This window comes from Actinocrinis sp. (genome assembly GCF_035653575.1).
GTDB lineage: Bacteria > Actinomycetota > Actinomycetes > Streptomycetales > Catenulisporaceae > Actinocrinis.
In genome coordinates this window covers 24,564-40,000 of record NZ_DASRBQ010000109.1, presented here as the reverse complement: position 1 = coordinate 40,000, position 15,437 = coordinate 24,564, and the positions used below count along the sequence as shown (strand labels likewise).

The 15,437-nt window shown below is 69.9% G+C and carries 12 protein-coding genes; 6 read left to right on the top strand and 6 right to left on the bottom strand.

From position 1 onward, the window contains the following. On the bottom strand, positions 1 to 376 hold a 376-nt coding region (locus VFA06_RS15275; protein WP_324841226.1), incomplete at its 3' end, for a DEAD/DEAH box helicase. Between the two features lie 489 nt (positions 377 to 865). On the opposite strand from VFA06_RS15275, the gene VFA06_RS15270 reads away from it, so the two are divergent. Beyond that, entirely contained in the window at positions 866 to 1,468 is a 603-nt protein-coding gene (locus VFA06_RS15270; protein ID WP_324841225.1) for a ferritin-like fold-containing protein, read from the top strand. 49 nt (positions 1,469 to 1,517) lie between these two features. Here VFA06_RS15270 and VFA06_RS15265 read toward each other — a convergent pair whose 3' ends face one another. From VFA06_RS15265 to VFA06_RS15250, 4 genes are all read right to left on the bottom strand, one after another. Further along, on the bottom strand, positions 1,518 to 1,799 hold the full coding sequence (locus VFA06_RS15265; protein ID WP_324841224.1) for a hypothetical protein: 282 nt from the start codon (positions 1,797 to 1,799) through the stop codon (positions 1,518 to 1,520). A gap of 94 nt (positions 1,800 to 1,893) precedes the next feature. Beyond that, entirely contained in the window at positions 1,894 to 2,121 is a 228-nt protein-coding gene (locus VFA06_RS15260) for a DUF3107 domain-containing protein (protein ID WP_324841223.1), read from the bottom strand. A 226-nt stretch (positions 2,122 to 2,347) separates the two neighbouring features. After that, on the bottom strand, positions 2,348 to 2,980 hold the full coding sequence (locus VFA06_RS15255) for a TetR/AcrR family transcriptional regulator (protein ID WP_324841222.1): 633 nt from the start codon (positions 2,978 to 2,980) through the stop codon (positions 2,348 to 2,350). 97 nt (positions 2,981 to 3,077) lie between these two features. Then, positions 3,078 to 3,284, bottom strand: coding sequence for a hypothetical protein (locus VFA06_RS15250; RefSeq protein ID WP_324841221.1), 207 nt, complete (start codon positions 3,282 to 3,284; stop codon positions 3,078 to 3,080). Between the two features lie 157 nt (positions 3,285 to 3,441). On the opposite strand from VFA06_RS15250, the gene moeZ reads away from it, so the two are divergent. Next, positions 3,442 to 4,620, top strand: coding sequence for an adenylyltransferase/sulfurtransferase MoeZ (gene moeZ / locus VFA06_RS15245; protein ID WP_349260195.1), 1,179 nt, complete (start codon positions 3,442 to 3,444; stop codon positions 4,618 to 4,620). Positions 4,621 to 4,690: 70 nt separating this feature from the next. Here moeZ and VFA06_RS15240 read toward each other — a convergent pair whose 3' ends face one another. Then, a complete protein-coding gene (locus VFA06_RS15240) occupies positions 4,691 to 7,021 on the bottom strand; it encodes a lysylphosphatidylglycerol synthase transmembrane domain-containing protein (protein WP_324841219.1) in 2,331 nt (776 codons plus the stop codon). A gap of 324 nt (positions 7,022 to 7,345) precedes the next feature. On the opposite strand from VFA06_RS15240, the gene VFA06_RS15235 reads away from it, so the two are divergent. The 4 genes from VFA06_RS15235 to VFA06_RS26085 all read left to right on the top strand — a co-directional run bounded on the left by VFA06_RS15235 (position 7,346) and on the right by VFA06_RS26085 (position 15,424). Next, positions 7,346 to 7,678 carry an MGMT family protein gene (locus VFA06_RS15235; RefSeq protein ID WP_324841218.1) on the top strand — a complete coding sequence of 111 codons (333 nt, stop codon included), beginning with the start codon at positions 7,346 to 7,348 and terminating at the stop codon, positions 7,676 to 7,678. A gap of 155 nt (positions 7,679 to 7,833) precedes the next feature. Continuing rightward, positions 7,834 to 11,613 (top strand): ATP-dependent DNA helicase, encoded by a 3,780-nt coding sequence (locus tag VFA06_RS15230; protein WP_324841217.1) that lies wholly within the window; start codon positions 7,834 to 7,836, stop codon positions 11,611 to 11,613. Then, positions 11,610 to 15,245: an ATP-dependent DNA helicase gene (locus VFA06_RS15225; RefSeq protein ID WP_324841216.1), complete on the top strand. Its 3,636-nt coding sequence runs from the start codon at positions 11,610 to 11,612 to the stop codon at positions 15,243 to 15,245. The genes VFA06_RS15230 and VFA06_RS15225 overlap by 4 nt, the downstream gene beginning before the upstream one ends. After that, positions 15,242 to 15,424 (top strand): hypothetical protein, encoded by a 183-nt coding sequence (locus VFA06_RS26085; protein WP_414639900.1) that lies wholly within the window; start codon positions 15,242 to 15,244, stop codon positions 15,422 to 15,424. Before VFA06_RS15225 ends, VFA06_RS26085 begins: the two co-directional genes overlap by 4 nt. The last annotated feature ends 13 nt before the right edge of the window (positions 15,425 to 15,437 follow it).

Here is a 15,437-nt window from a genome sequence, read left to right as displayed (position 1 = left end):
CGTTGGTGACCTGGATGGCCAGCTCACGGGTCGGCACGACCACCAGGGCCTGCGGGGCGCCGTGCGCGGGCGCGAGGCCGGCGGGGGAGGAGGAGCGGGTGCGGCGCCTGCGGCGGGAGTTGCCGGAGGGCGCGGCCGCGGCGGTGCTCGCCGCGACGGCGCCGGTGCTCGCGGCGGCCGCGGTGGCCGGGTCGGAGCCGGGCCCGCTGACCCGCTGGAGCACCGGGATGCCGAAGGCGAGGGTCTTGCCGGTGCCGGTCTTGGCCTGGCCGATCACGTCCGCGCCGGTCAGCGCGACCGGGATGGTGGCGGACTGGATCGGGAACGGGGCGGTGATGCCGAGGGCGTCCAGCGCCTCGACGGTCTCCGGGAGCACGCCGAGTTCGGCGAAGCTGTGGGCGGGGGCGACCGTCTCGGCGTCGGTGGCCGGGGCCGCCGCGCCGTCCTCGAACGCGTCTGTCGCGGAGGTCTCTGAGTTGGTCGGGTTGGTTGAGTTCTGGGTGCGGATGCTGATGGTCTTGACCTTTTCGTCCTCGTGACGGCGGGCGTCCCGGAGAGTCCAGCCAGGTCGCGGCGCTTGGGCCGTGGGCTGCTCGACCGGGGTTCGGCCGGGCGTCGGCGAGGACCGCGCCGAGCGGGTGTGCGGGCTCGGGCCGGTGCCGCCGGGTCTTCACCCGACCAATCGCAGGGCCGCTGCCGTCGTCGTCAGGGGCGGGCCGTGCGGTCGGAGCCGATCGGGGTGCGTTCGGCCGACCGGGCATCCTGTACGGATCGGCGGGTCCCGGGACGATCCCGAGCCTCCGCCGATGCAGTCAAGTCACCATATTACCAGGCGGTTCGCCAACGATCGAGTACGCTGCGTTATGTGCTGCCTGACCTCACAGAATCACGCGCGGGCGCGGCTGCATACGCGGCGCTCGCCGAATTCGAGCGCCTGACCGCGCTCCTGCCGCTCGCCCCGGGTTTGGCGGACCGGATGGCCGTCGCCGAGGTGATCGCGCAGCGGTACGCACGCTATCGCGAGCTGCTGGAACGCGCCGGTGCGGCGGGTGATCCGCAGCCCGCCATGGCGGCGGCGGCGCCCGCGATCGAGGACGCGCTGCGCCGGGTCGAGTCCGAGGACTGGTGGCAGGCGCTGGCGGCCGCGGTCTTCGGCGGCGCGCTTACCGAAGAGCTGTTCGAGATCATGCTCGGCGACCAGGCGGGAGCGGCCGAGCCGGAGCAGGACGGGGCGGCGTCCGCCGGCGTCGAGGCGAAAGCCGCGGACGCGTGGGCGGCGCAGCGGCTGCGCGCGGCGCTGGCCGAGGATCCCGTGCTGGCGGCGCGGATCGCGATGTGGGGCCGCCGCCTGGTCGGCGAGGCGATCGTGCTGGCGCGCGAATTCGGTGGCGAGCGCTATCCGGAGCTCGCCGACCGGCTGGCCGCCAGTCACGCGCGCAGGCTGGAGGACTTCGGCCTGGCGGGCTGAGCGGTCCGAGCGGGCCGAACCTGCCGCGCTGCGTCAGGGCTCGAACGGCTTATCGCGGCAAGCTGCGTTCGCGTAAGTAGAGCGCCCAACCGCAGACCAAGAGCAGTGAGACGACGGCGGCGAGCACGAGTCGGGTGCCGTGGAACGCGTTGCCCAGCAGCGTGAACCCGAGCACCGCGCCGCCGAAGGCCCCGCCGACTCCGATGGCGAGCGCGGAGAGCCACGCGATCCCGCGACGTCCAGGAGCAAAGCGACCGGGAACGGCGAGCCCGCCGAGCCCGCCGATCACCAGTCCCAGCGCGATCAGTCTCAGTAGTTCAGAGGAGAGCACGAACCGACGCTACGTCAGATCCGCCCTTGCCGCCTCTCGTCCTCGCGGCCGCCAAGCCACGCGGTCGGCGCGGTCGAAATCGGACTTCAGCAGGTCACAGCGCTCCGAAGCCGACCCGGCGGGCGGCCGGCTCGCCGATCTCGACGTAAGCCAGCCGATCGGCGGGGACGATCACCTTGCGGCCCTTGTCGTCGTTGAGCACGAGCAGGCCGGTCTTCCCGGTGAGCGCGGCGGAGACCGCCTTCTCCACCTCTTCGGCGCTCAGCTCGGACTCCAGCGAGAGCTCGCGGGCCGCGTGCTGCACACCGATCTTGATCTCCACGGTGGTTGGTTCCTTCCACGTAGACAAGCCGCCGGTCTTCGAGGAACAGAAGACGCTAGGACGAAGCCTACGTGTTCGACGGAGCGGTACTGCGTCGATCGGCGCCCAGACCGGTCAGCTCTCGGCGAACACCAACGCTCAGAGGTGCGGACGGTGTTGATGCGCGCACCCTCTTCGCGAGCTCAGAGGTGCGGACGGTGTTGATGCCCGCACCCTCTTCGCGAGCTCAGAGGTGCGGGAAGCCAGCAATCCCGCGCCAGGCGAGCTGCGAGATCAGCTGCGCGGCGGTGTCACGCGGCACCGGCATCCCGGCCGACAGCCAATAGCGCGCGGTGACCTGCGAGATCCCGGTCAGGCCGACCGCGAGCACCATCGCCTCCTCCTGGCCGAGCCCGGTGTCCTCGGCGATGACCGCGCTAATGAGCTTCGCGCAGTCGAGCTCCGCCTTGCTCACCCGGTCTCGCACGGCCTGCTCGTTCACCAGGTCCGACTCGAACACCAGGCGGAACGCGCCGCTCTCGTGCTCGACGAACTGGAAGTAGGCATTCATCGTCGCGGCGACCCGCTGCTTGTTGTCGGTGGTCGACTCCAGCGCGCTGCGCACCGCCTCGACCAGCGTCTCGCAGTGCTGGTCGAGCAGCGCGAGGTACAGCTCGAGCTTTCCGGGGAAGTGCTGATAGAGCACAGGCTTCGACACACCCGCGCGATCCGCGATGTCGTCCATCGCGGCGGCGTGATAGCCCTGGGCGACGAAGACCTCCTGCGCCGCGCCGAGCAGTTGGGTGCGCCGGGCCAGCCGCGGAAGCCGGGCCGACCGGGGACGGTCGTCGGCGCTGTAAAGCGTTTCGGCTGTACTCACGGTGCCTCTGTCATGGGTTCGCGGGTGAAGCAGGTCACACGCATCCTACGCGGCAGTAACCTATTCAAGCCAGGCTGTCGGCCCGCCCGGCTGCGGCCTACCGGTACTCGTCCTCGTCCACGGGCACGGGAACGGCCTGCTCGGCGGCGTCCGCCGGGTCGGCTTCCATCGGCACCTCGGGTTCCGGATGCGCGGGCGCGCGCTCCTGACCCATCTCCTCCGCATCCTCGACCACCGGCAGCGACTGCTCGGCGGCGTCGGCCTCCGGGGCCTCGTACTCGTCGGTGAACTGCTGCTCAGTCATGGTCGAGCCCCTCATCCGGTGGGTTCCCACCCTTAATCGTCGACTTTACGCCGATCTCACGCTGCGGTCCCCATTGACGGGAATGGCCGCGGAAGTGGGACGGTTGCCTGAAAAGAGTTCTTCAAACACGAGTGAGGGGACGGCTGTGTCCGCGCCTGTGAAGCTGCCTCCGCTGGTCGAGCCGGCCACGGAACTGACCGTTGACGAGGTGCGCCGCTATTCGCGCCACCTGATCATCCCGGACGTCGCCATGGACGGCCAGAAGCGCCTCAAGAACGCGAGGGTGCTCTGTGTCGGTGCCGGCGGGCTCGGCTCACCGGCGCTGATGTACCTGGCCGCGGCCGGTGTCGGCACCCTCGGCATCGTCGAGTTCGACACGGTGGACGAGTCCAACCTGCAGCGCCAGATCATCCACGGCCAGTCGGACATCGGGCGGTCCAAGGCCGAGTCCGCGCGTGACTCGGTGCGCGAGATCAACCCGTACGTGAACGTGGTCCTGCACGAAGAGCGGCTGGACTCCGAGAACGTGATGGAGATCTTCGCGCAGTACGACCTGATCGTGGACGGCACGGACAACTTCGCCACCCGCTACCTGGTCAACGACGCCTGCGTGCTGCTGAACAAGCCGTACGTGTGGGGTTCGATCTACCGCTTCGACGGCCAGGCCGCCGTGTTCTGGTCCGAGTACGGCCCCTGCTACCGCTGCCTCTACCCGGAGCCCCCGCCCCCCGGCATGGTCCCCTCCTGCGCCGAGGGCGGCGTGCTCGGTGTGCTGTGCGGCTCGATCGGGGCCATCCAGGTCACCGAGGCCATCAAGGTGCTCACGGGTGTCGGCGAGCCGCTGGTCGGCCGGCTGATGATTTACGACGCCCTGGAGATGACGTACCGCACGGTCAAGGTACGCAAGGACCCGGAGTGCGCCGTCTGCGGTAAGAACCCGACCGTGACCGAGCTGATCGACTACGAGGCGTTCTGCGGCGCGGTCTCCGAGGAGGCCATCGAGGCGGCCCGGGAGTCGACGATCACCCCGCGCACTCTCAAGCAGTGGATCGACGACGGCGAGAACATCCAGATCATCGACGTGCGCGAGCCCGCCGAGTACGAGATCGTCTCGATCCCGGGTTCGACGCTGATCCCGAAGAACGAGTTCATCATGGGTGACGCGCTGTCCAAGCTGCCGCAGGACAAGCGCATCGTGCTGCACTGCAAGTCGGGCGTGCGCTCGGCCGAGGTGCTCGCGCTCGTGAAGGCGGCCGGATTCTCCGACGCCGTGCACGTCGGGTCGGGCATCGTCGGCTGGGTCAACCAGATCGAGCCGGAGAAGCCGATCTACTAACTCTTCTACCAACTACTGCTGGTCCGCTGACGGCGCGTTAGTCGGAGCAGCGCGTACGACCTATACGCATCTACAGCGCGCCCTTGCGCTGTAGATGCGTAAACGCGAAGTACCCCGGGATCACCGGCAGATAGGTGCGCAACAGGCGGAAGATGAACACCGCCGGCGTCCCGACCGTGGCGGGAAGGCCGCCGATGCTGGTGAGCGCGCCGGCCATCGCCAGCTCGACGGTGCCGATGCCGCTCGGCACCGGAATCACCGATCCGATCGCCTGCGCGGTGAGGAAGACCACCGCAGTCGTCGCGTAGGAGATGTTGGCGTGCGGCGAGATCGTCAGCACCGACGCCCAGAGGCACAACGCGTTCATCAGCGAGAGCAGGACCGTGCCGCCGAGGCCGATCGACAGCTTGCGCGGGTTCTGCGCCACATCCAGCAGCCGGGGCAGCGTCCCCTCGAAGAACGGCTTGAGCCGGGCCACCGCGAACTGGCGCAGCGGCTTGACGCCGATGGTCACCATGGCGACGACGCCGATCGCCAACAGGATCGCGATGACCACCGTGGAGGGCGCCCAGCTGTGTGCGCCGGTCCCGGTGTTCGCGAGGAAGCTGAACGCGGCGATCAACGCGATGTGCATGATGAAGCCGACCGCCTGCGACGCGCCGACCGCGCTGACCGCCGGGCCGGTGCCGATGCCTTGCTTCTGCAGATAGCGCGTGTTGAGCGCGACGCCGCCGACCGCCGCGGGCGCCACGATCGAGACGAAGCCGGCCGCGATCTGGACCAGGAAGTTGCGCACGACCGGCAGCCGCTCGGGAATGAACCCGGTGAGCACCATCCCGGCCGCGACGTAGGTCATCACCGAGGCGATCACCGCGACGATGGCCCACCACGGTGAGGCGGCGGCCAGGATCTTGGTGAGGCTCAGCTTCGAACTGGCCAGCTGATAGAGCACCAGATACGCGGCGACGAGGCCGGCCGCGACGGTCAGCAGTGTGCGCGGCCGCAGCCGCTCGAGCTTGACCGGCTCGGCCACCCGCGTCGCCTGCGGTTGGTAGGCCAGGATCTGCTCGCGGATGCGCTGTAGGAGGTCCTTGGACTTGCGAACCGCTGTACGCGTGGTGCGCGTGAGCACGACCGGCTGCAACATCGGCAGCGCTGCACCTATCGCATCCGCGCCTAGCACCTGCGCGCCGACGCGTACCGTGCGCTCCGGTCCGTACCGCAGCGCCAGAGTGGCCATCAGCTCCGCGGTGTCCAGCCGAGTCTGCAACGCGCTCGCCGCGATCTCGCCGTTGCGCAGATCGAGCAGCCACACCTGCCCGTCGCGGTCCACCAGGAGCGAGTCGAGGGCGAAGCGGCGGTGTGCGACCTGGTGCAGTTGCATCTGCTGCTGAAGCTGCCAGATGCGAGTCAACAGCTCGTCGGTCAACTCGTCTGGCGACAGCTTTTCCAGCGTGCGGCCCTCGACGCGCTCGTACGCGAGCAAGGCGGCGTCAGCGCTCAGCTCGCGCACCGCGACGAGACGCGGCGTCCGGATGCCCGCGTCGCGCAGGGCATAGGACATCAACGCTTCCTGATCCACCGCGCGCCTAAGCGAGAGCAGGTTGCGGCGTTGGGCAGGGCCGCGGAGCCTAATCCGCCGGTACAGCCGGTAAACCAGACCCACCGCTTGCCTGTCCCGGTCGAGCACAGTCACGTCGAGCAGGCGGCCGTCATGGGTGTCGGCCTCGTAGCGCCTGGTGTCCTCGGTCTCGCCGATCCACCGGCAGGCCACCGGCTGGAGCCCGGCGTCGAACAGCGAGGTGACCACGTCGTAACCGGTCGGCCTGGCGTTCACGACCCCGCGTGCGTAACGCCAGCCGAACGCCACGGTACGGCCGAACAGGAAGGTCACCATCAGGCCGACCAGGGCGCTGTTCCCGTTGATCAGGGTGGCGACCGCGTAGGTGAGTACGCATGACCACGTAAACGTCTGGAGCGCGGGCCGGTCGCCGAAGCCGATGATGGTGAGGAAGGCGATGACCGTGGCGATATAGACGTGCAGCGGCGTCGTCGTGCTGCTGGCCAGGTGACGGGTCAACACCTCGGAGAGCCAGTCGGGTGAGGCGCTCGAGTCGATCCACAGATTGAGCAGGCTTGCGCCCAGGTAGGCGATCGCCGCCGCGATGACGCCGTCCGCGACCCGGCGCCCCTCGTGCCGGTAGAGGCGCTCCACGGCGAGCCCGACCGGAATGACCGCCGTGGCGATGTTGGTGAGCAGCGTGATGGTGGACAGGAACAGCTGCGGCGCCAGGGTGATGCTGTTGTGGATGTCCGTCTCTAAGCCGGTCGTGGTACTCGCGCCGGGCACCGCGAGCAGCAGCACGACCGCGATGAGACCGGTCTCGAAGAGCAACCGCATCAGGTCGGGCGGCCGTCTTATCCGGCGAGGTTCAGGCGGTTCGTCGATGGTGATCTGAGCGGGTAACATCACCGACTGCATGGGTTTGGGCACGCCGGAGACAGGCTTGTCCGAGTCACGGGTGGCATTGCCGCCCCTGTGCAAGCTCACTGGGTCCCTGTCTTCGCGTTCACGATTTACCGCAGTCCCGATCTGCGCACGCATGCTCGTCCCTATCGTTACCTATCCGGATGCTTGCACGCAGCCCGGGTGAGCAGCGTCCCGCGTTTACCGCCGATATCCTGTCGGCTTCGGTGACGGCGGAAATCCATCCGAGGGTTGATTGTGACGCAACCAGGTCTCGTCCCGACGGCTGACCCCGACGCGCGGGCGTACGTCCGTAGGGTGCTCGCGGTGGTGGAGTCCATCCCGCGTGGCAAGGTGATGACTTACGGCGATGTCGCCGAGTATCTGGAGGACGGCGGTCCGCGCCAGGTCGGCGCGGTGATGTCCCGGCACGGCGGCGGCGTGCCGTGGTGGCGGGTGGTCAACGCCTCGGGTGTTCTGCCGCCGCAGCTGCGCGGCGAGGCGGCGCTGCACTACGCCGAGGAGGGCACGCCGTATGACAAGTCTCGCGAACGGGTGAATTTGCGGACAGCCCGCTGGGATGGACGCTGAAATCTGCGCAGCCGGTCCGCTAGTTATCCACAGCCACTTTCCGAGTTTGCCTCTGTTGTCGGCGGTTTGTGCTGTCATGGCCAATGTCGGTCCCTAGCGAAGAACGGATCGGCCCGGGCTTGCCGGAACGGAAGACGGAAGGAGGTGGGTCGGCGATGAGTACTCCCGCGGCGCCGCGATCGGCACAGCGATCGGCCGCGCCGTTTCGCCTGCTTCCCCCTCCTCTGGCCTATCCGGTCGGCGGCCTGCGGCTGGACAATCGGCAACGCAGCGTGGTCGAGCACCGCGGCGGACCGTTGCTGGTACTCGCCGGGCCCGGCACCGGCAAGACCACGACGCTGGTCGAGGCGGTGCTTGACCGCACCAGGGGACCGGACGCGCTCAGCGCCGACGAGATCCTCGTGCTCACCTTCAGCCGGGCGGCGGCCGCCGAGCTGCGCGACCGGATCGGCGCGCGGCTGACCCCGGGGGCGGGCGCGCCGACCGCGACGACCTTCCACTCGTTCTGCTTCGGCCTGGTCGGCCAGTATCAGGAACCGGAGCTTTTCGGGGATCCGCTGCGGCTGCTGTCCGGCCCGGAGCAGGACGTGGTGATCCGGGAACTGGTGCGCGGCACGATCGAGCCCGGCGGCTGGGGTCGCGAGCCCGGCGGCTGGCCGCAGGCACTGCGCGCGGCACTGGGCACCCGCGGCTTCGCGGAGGAACTGCGCGCGGTCCTACTGCGCGCCCGCGACCTGGGGCTCGATCCCGAGGACCTGGCCGAGTTCGCCGCGCGGGCGGATCGGTCCGACTGGCGGGCCGCCGCCCGGTTCTACGCGGAGTACCTCGATGTCGCCGACGCCCGGGGCGTGCTCGACTACACCGAGCTGGTGCACCGGGCCGTGCTGCTCAGCGAGACGGAAGAGGTCCGCGCACTGCTGCGTCACCGGTATCGCGCGGTCTTCGTGGACGAGTACCAGGACACCGATTCGGCGCAGGTCCGGCTGCTTCAGGCGCTCGCCGGGGACGGGCGCGACCTGGTCGCGGTCGGCGACCCGGACCAGTCGATCTACGCGTTCCGCGGCGCGGACCTCAGCGGCATCCTGGACTTCCCGGAGCAGTTCCGCCGCCGCGACGGCGAGCCCGCCGACATAGTCGTCCTGCAGAACAGTCGCCGTGCCGCGCCGACGCTGCTGAAGGCCTCGCGGCAGGTCGCCAAGCGCATACCGATCACGCGGTTGCCGGCGGAACACGTGCGGGAGCACCGGGAACTGGTCGCGGTGGAGCCCGACTCGGCGTTGGAACCCGCGCAGTCGACGGCGCTGCGCAACAATCCCTACGGCGTCGGCCGGGTCGAGGCGATCATCTTCCCCGACGAGGCCGCCGAACTCGCCGCGATCGCGGACCTGCTGCGGCGCGCACACTTGGAGCACGGCGTGCCATGGGAGGACATGGCGGTGCTGGTGCGCGACGGCCAGCAGCTCGCTCCGGTGCGCCGCGCGCTGCTCGGGGCGAACGTTCCGGCCGAGGTGCTGGGCGACGATCTGCCGCTGGCTCAGGAACCCGCGGTCGCCACGCTGCTCACCGCACTGCGCTGCGCGGCCGAACCCGCCGCGCTCACCCCGGACAGCGCGCGCGAGCTGCTGATGGGTCCGCTCGGCGGCATGGACAGCGGCGACCTGCGCCGCCTCGGCCGCGCCTTGCGCGCGGAGGAACAGGCCGCGCTCGCTGCCGCACGCAGACGACGCAGCCGCGCCGCAGAGGCGGACGCCGACGGCTCTGCTGCGTCCGATGGTTTTCCGGCTTCCGAGGCCGCCGCCTCCGACCCCGCGGGCTCTGACGACTCCGCTGCTCCCGACGACCTTCCGGATTCCGGCGCCGCCGCCGCCTCCGACCGTGCGGTCTCCGCCGGCTTCGCCACTTCCGACGACTTCCCGGGTTCCGCAGCCGCCGCCGCTGATCCTGCGGTCTCCGCCGGCTTCGCCACTTCCGGCGACTCCCCGGATTCCGAGTTCGCCGCCTCCGACCACGCCGCCGCGAGCGCCACGGAATCCGACATGGCCGCCCCGCCTTCGCTCGATCCCGCAGACCTCGCAGATTCCGTGCCAGCCGCGCGCCCGGCCGAGCACCTGATCCGGGAAGCCGTCGCCGATCCTCGCCTGCTCGCCACGCTCGATCCAAAGGTCGCCGGCTCCGCCCTCGTGGTCGCACGGCTGTTGCAGGGCGCACGGGACCTGCTCGCCGAAGGCGGCGTCGTCGAAGACGTCCTGTGGCTGCTGTGGAACGGCGATACGCAGGCCCGGCCAGCAGTGCGCACCGGCTGGCCGGAGCGGCTGCGTCGCGCCGTCGAACGCGGCGGACCTGCGGGCCGGCTCGCGGATCGCGACCTCGACGCGGTCATCGCGCTGTTCTCGCTCGCCGCACGCGCGCAGGAGCGGACCGGGTACGTGGGCGTCACCGACTTCATCAGTGGCCTTCAGGCGCAGGCGATAGCGGCGACCACGCTGGCCGAGAAGGCATCGCGCGGCGGTGCGGTGCAGGTGCTCACCGCGCACCGCTCGAAGGGCCTGGAGTGGCGCGTCGTCGTGCTCGCTGGTGTGCAGGAAGGGCTGTGGCCAGACCTGCGGCGACGCGGATCGCTGCTGGAACCGGATCGCATCGGCCGCACCGGGCTGACCGAGCCGCTCTCGCCGGCCGCCATACTCGCGGAGGAACGCCGCCTCTTCTATGTCGCCATCACGCGCGCACGCGAGCGCCTGGTCGTCACCGCCGTGGAAGGCGAGGACGAGGACGGCGAGACGCCCTCGCGGTTCTTGCGCGAACTCGGCGTCGAGGTGCGCCAGTCCGCCGGCATCCGCCGACGCCGTCCACTCAACCTCTCCGCCCTCATCGCCGAGTTGCGTCGCTCCGCCACCGATCCGGCAGCTCATCCCCGGCTGCGCGCCGAGGCGATCCGCCGCCTGGCGCGGCTGGCCGCAGCGACCGCACCCGACGGGGCGCGGTTGGTGCCGAACGCGCATCCGCGCCAGTGGTGGGGCCTCTACGACTACACCGAGAACGACTCGCCGATTGCCGACCCGGCGGCCGCGGTACCGCTCTCGGCGAGTGCGGTCGGCGCACTCGACGCCTGCGGTCTGCGCTGGTTCCTGGAGCACGAGGCCTCGGCGAAGGAACCGTCCACCGACGCACAGGGCATCGGCGTCCTCTTCCACGCCCTGGCGGAGGAGGTGGCGGTCGGAAAGACGAAGGCCGACATCGACGTCCTGATGGACCGGCTCGACCGGGTCTGGGACACGCTGCCCTTTGACGCTCCGTGGAAATCCGAGCAGGAGAAGCGCGCCGCACGCCGAGCCCTGGAGCGCTTCCTCGTCTGGCACGACGGCCGTTCCGACGGCCGAGTCGTAGCCGCCGTGGAGCACAAGTTCGACGAGTTGCTCACGGTCGGAGGCGTGCCCGTGCGCCTGCGCGGGGCGATCGACCGAATTGAGACGGACGCGGAAAACCGGGTCTACCTCGTCGACTTCAAGACCTCGGTCAACCCGAAGACGAGGGCCGAGGCGGCAAAGGACCCGCAGCTCGGCGTGTACCAGCTCGTCGTCGAGGCCGGTGCCTTCGCGTTGACTCCGCGCTCCGACGAACCAGAGTCGCAGCAAGCTGAATCCGCCGATGCCGATGCCGATGCCGATGCCAGTGCCGGCTCCGAGACCGTGACCGTCGCGCAGGCCGAGCTGGTCTATCCCAGGGATCGCAGCGATGCTCCGGGCCCGACGGTGCTGGTTCAGGCCGGCCGCAGCGCACAAGCCGACCCCGAGTGGGCGGCCAGATTGGTGGCCGAAGTCGCCCAGCGCGTCCTCGACGAGCGCTTCCACGCCTACGGCGACACCAGCGCATGCAGCATCTGCCGGTTGAAGAAGGCATGCCCGAAGCAGCCGCAGGGCCGGGAGCTTCCGACATGAGCGGAGAGTGGACACCGTCGCCGGACGACGAACCGTACGACCCATTCCCGTACGACCAACACGACCCGTACGAGGGCGAGGCGTGGCACGGGCAGGAGCAGCGTCCGACGAACCAGCGCGTTGAGACCCCGCGCGATCTCGCGCGCGTCCTTGGCGTGCCGTACACCGAGGAACAGCTGGCGGCGATCACCGCGCCCCTCGAACCCGGCGTGATCGTGGCCGGCGCGGGCTCGGGCAAGACGACGGTCATGGCTGCCCGCGTGGTCTGGCTGGTCGCCACCGGTTGGGTCGAACCCGGCGAGGTGCTCGGCCTGACCTTCACCAACAAGGCGGCCGCCGAACTGCGCGAGCGGGTGCGGGTCGCCCTGGCCGCCGCGGGCTTCGCCGGACCGCAGGAATCCGATCTCGATGATCCGAGCCCCGAAGCCGCACCCGACGAACTCGGCGAGCCTGCCATCTCCACGTACCACGCTTATGCGGATCGGCTCATCAAAGAACACGGTCTGCGGCTCGGCCTCGAACCGTCGATTCGGCTGCTCGCCGACGCCAGCCGGTACACCCTCGCGGCTCGCGTCGTGCGCAACGCCACCGGACCGTTCGACGCGCTGCGCGGCAGCATCAGCAACATCACGCGCGACCTGATCGACCTCGACGCGGAGTTGTCCGAGCACGTGGTGAGTCCGGCGCGACTGGCCGAGTTCGACCGCGCGTTCGCTGACGCGGCCGAGCTGTACCGCGACCCGGTCACCCGCAAGTCGATCAGGGCGGTCAACCGGCGCACCAACAAGCGCGGCGCGATCTATGAGCGCTATCTGGAGGCGGCGGGAAAGGCCAGGGAACGCGGAGAGCTGCTCACCCTGGTCGAGGAGTACCGAAAGCTCAAGGCGAGCCGCGACCTGATGGACTTCGGCGATCAGATGGCCATCGGCACCAGGCTGGCCGAGGAGGCCCCCGAGGTCGGTGCGATCGAGCGCGGTAAATACCGGGTGGTCCTGCTTGACGAGTATCAGGACACCTCGGTCGCGCAGCGCCGCATGCTCAGCGCGCTGTTCAGCGGCCCCGATCCGGAGCACGGCCTCGGCCACGCCGTCACCGCGGTCGGTGACCCGTGCCAGTCGATTTACGGCTGGCGCGGTGCCTCCGCGGCGAACATCGACCAGTTCCCCGAGCACTTCCGGCGCGCGGATGGCAGCCCGGCGCGCGTCTACCCGCTGACCGAGAACCGCCGCAGCGGCGGCAGGCTGCTCGCCTTCGCCAACGACCAGTCGGTGTCGCTGCGTGAGCACCACGAGTCGGTGCAGCGGCTCGAACCCGCAGCGGAGAAGGCAGACCTCGGATACGCAGTGGCGGCGCTGCTGCCGACCTATGCCGACGAGGTGCGCTGGCTGGCCGATCAGATCCAGGAGCTCGACGGCCGAGTGCCGTGGTCGCAAATCGCGGTCCTGGTCCGAAAGGGCGACCAGATCCCCGAGCTCTATGCCGAACTGCACGGCCGTGGCGTTCCCGTCGAGGTCGTGGGCCTCTCCGGCCTGCTCGACCTGCCGGAGGTCTCGGACCTGGTCGCGATGCTCGATGTGCTCGACGATCCGATCGCCAACTCCTCCCTGGTCCGGCTGCTGGCCGGGCCGCGCTGGCGGATCGGCCCCCGCGACCTGGCGCTACTGGGCAAGCGCGCCAGAGAACTGGTGCGCACGCCCGCGCAGCCCGGCGCGAGCGCGCTGGACCAGGCGGCCGCGAACAGCGACCCGACCGACGTCGTCTCGCTCAGCGACGCCCTCGCCGACCCCGGCGAACTGCCCTACTCGGCCGAGGCCCGGCAGCGCTTCGCCCGTTTCGCCGCCGAGATCCGCAGACTGCGCCGCAGCCTGTCCGAGCCGGTGCTCGACGTGCTGCACCGGATCTTGCAGGAGACCGGGCTCGAGGTGGAGATCGCCGCCTCACCGGCCGCCTTCCGGCAGCGCTGCGCGGAGACGATAGGTGCATTCCTCCACGTCGCAGGGGCCTTCGCCGGCCTGGAGGGGGAACAGTCCGCCACCGCCTTCCGTGCCTTCCTGCGCGCCAGCGCCGAGCACGAACGCGGCCTGGACATCGACCTTCCGCCGACCGCTGCGCAAACCGTCAAGATCCTGACGATGCACAAGGCCAAGGGGCTGGAGTGGGAGGTCGTAGTCGTCCCGCACCAGTACCAGGAGCCGGCCAAGATCGACAAGTGGACATCGAGGATTTCGAAGCTGCCGCACGAGCTGCGCGGCGACCCGATGCCGCTGCTCGGCCCGGAACGCGACAAGGTCGACTTCGATGACTTCGACGCGGAGATGCGCGAGCACGCCGAGCTGGAAAGCCAGCGGCTCAACTACGTGACGCTGACCCGGGCCAAGTCGAGGCTGATCGTCTCCAGCCACCGATGGGGGCCGACGCAGCTCAAGCCGCGCGAGCCGAACGCGATGCTGACCGCGCTGTCCGAGCACTGCCTCGCCGACCCGGCGAACGGAGAGGTGGCGCAGTGGGCGCCGCCGCCGAGCGAGGAGGAGAGTAATCCGGCTTTGGCCGCGGCGCGCGAGCTGGCCTGGCCGCCGGACGTGAACGCCGAGACGAGGGACCGGCGCCGACAGGCGGCCGAGGCGGTACTCGCCGAGCTGCGCGCGATGAATCAGGAAGCAGACGGTCAAGCCGAGGCGGAGGCCGGGGCTGGCGCGACGGCGCAATCGCAGGCGGCGATGGGTGCGAACGCTGGGGAAGGATCAGAGTTCGCGGCTGCGACGGGCTCCCAGCCGCCCCGATCGGCCGACAATTTGGGAACTGACGTAGCACGGCAGACGCAGGGCGGGGTGCCCCAAGGGGCGGGGGCGGCGGATGGTCCGGCGGTGGCGCAATCGCAGGGCGGGACGCACCACGGGGCGGGGGCCGCGGACGGCCCTGCGACGGCGCAATCGGATCGCGAACTTCCGCCTGATCTGCGGGCCACCATCACCAGTTGGGACGCCGACATCGAGGCCCTGCTCAGCGAACTGGAGCGGGCACACCAAGTGCGCTTCGAAGTCCCGATGCCGCGCACGTTGTCCGCGACCCGTCTCGTCTCCTACGCCGCCGACCCTGACGCCTTCGCCGAGGAACTGTTCCGCCCCATGCCGCGCCCGCCCGCGCCGCAGGCTCGTCGCGGCACCGAATTCCACGCCTGGGTCGAGCGCCGCTTCGGGCAGCAGGCCCTCTTCGACGAGGACGAACTCGACCTGCTCGCCGAGGACGAAGAGGTCGACGGGCACGAAGACCTGGCCGACCTGAAAGCGGCCTTCCTTCGCACGCCGTACGCGGACCGCGAACCCCACCGCGTCGAGGCACCCTTCCAAGTGCTGCTGGGCGGACACATAGTGCGTGGCCGGATCGACGCGGTATACCGCGAACCGGACGGCACATACGAGGTCGTCGACTGGAAGACGAACCGCGCGGCGACCGCCGATCCGCTTCAGCTCGCCATCTATCGGCTCGCCTGGGCCGAGCTGGCCGGGGTGCCGGTCGAGCAGGTGCGCGCCGCGTTCCTGTATGTGCGCACCGGGCTGATTCAGCGACCTGACGATCTTCCCGACCGCTCGGCGCTGGAACGGCTGCTCGCCTCTCGAGCCGAGCCGATCTGAGCCGAGCCGATCTGAGCCGAGCCGATCTGAGCGGATCTGACGTAGCGTCACATCGTCGTGACGCTACGAGGCCGGAGGTCGGATCGTGTGGAGCGAATTCGAACACGGACAGTGATCGTGGATCATCCCATGGCGAAAGAGATGCGAACAGTATCGAATTAGTCACCTCGGGTCGCTGAAACGACGTACCCT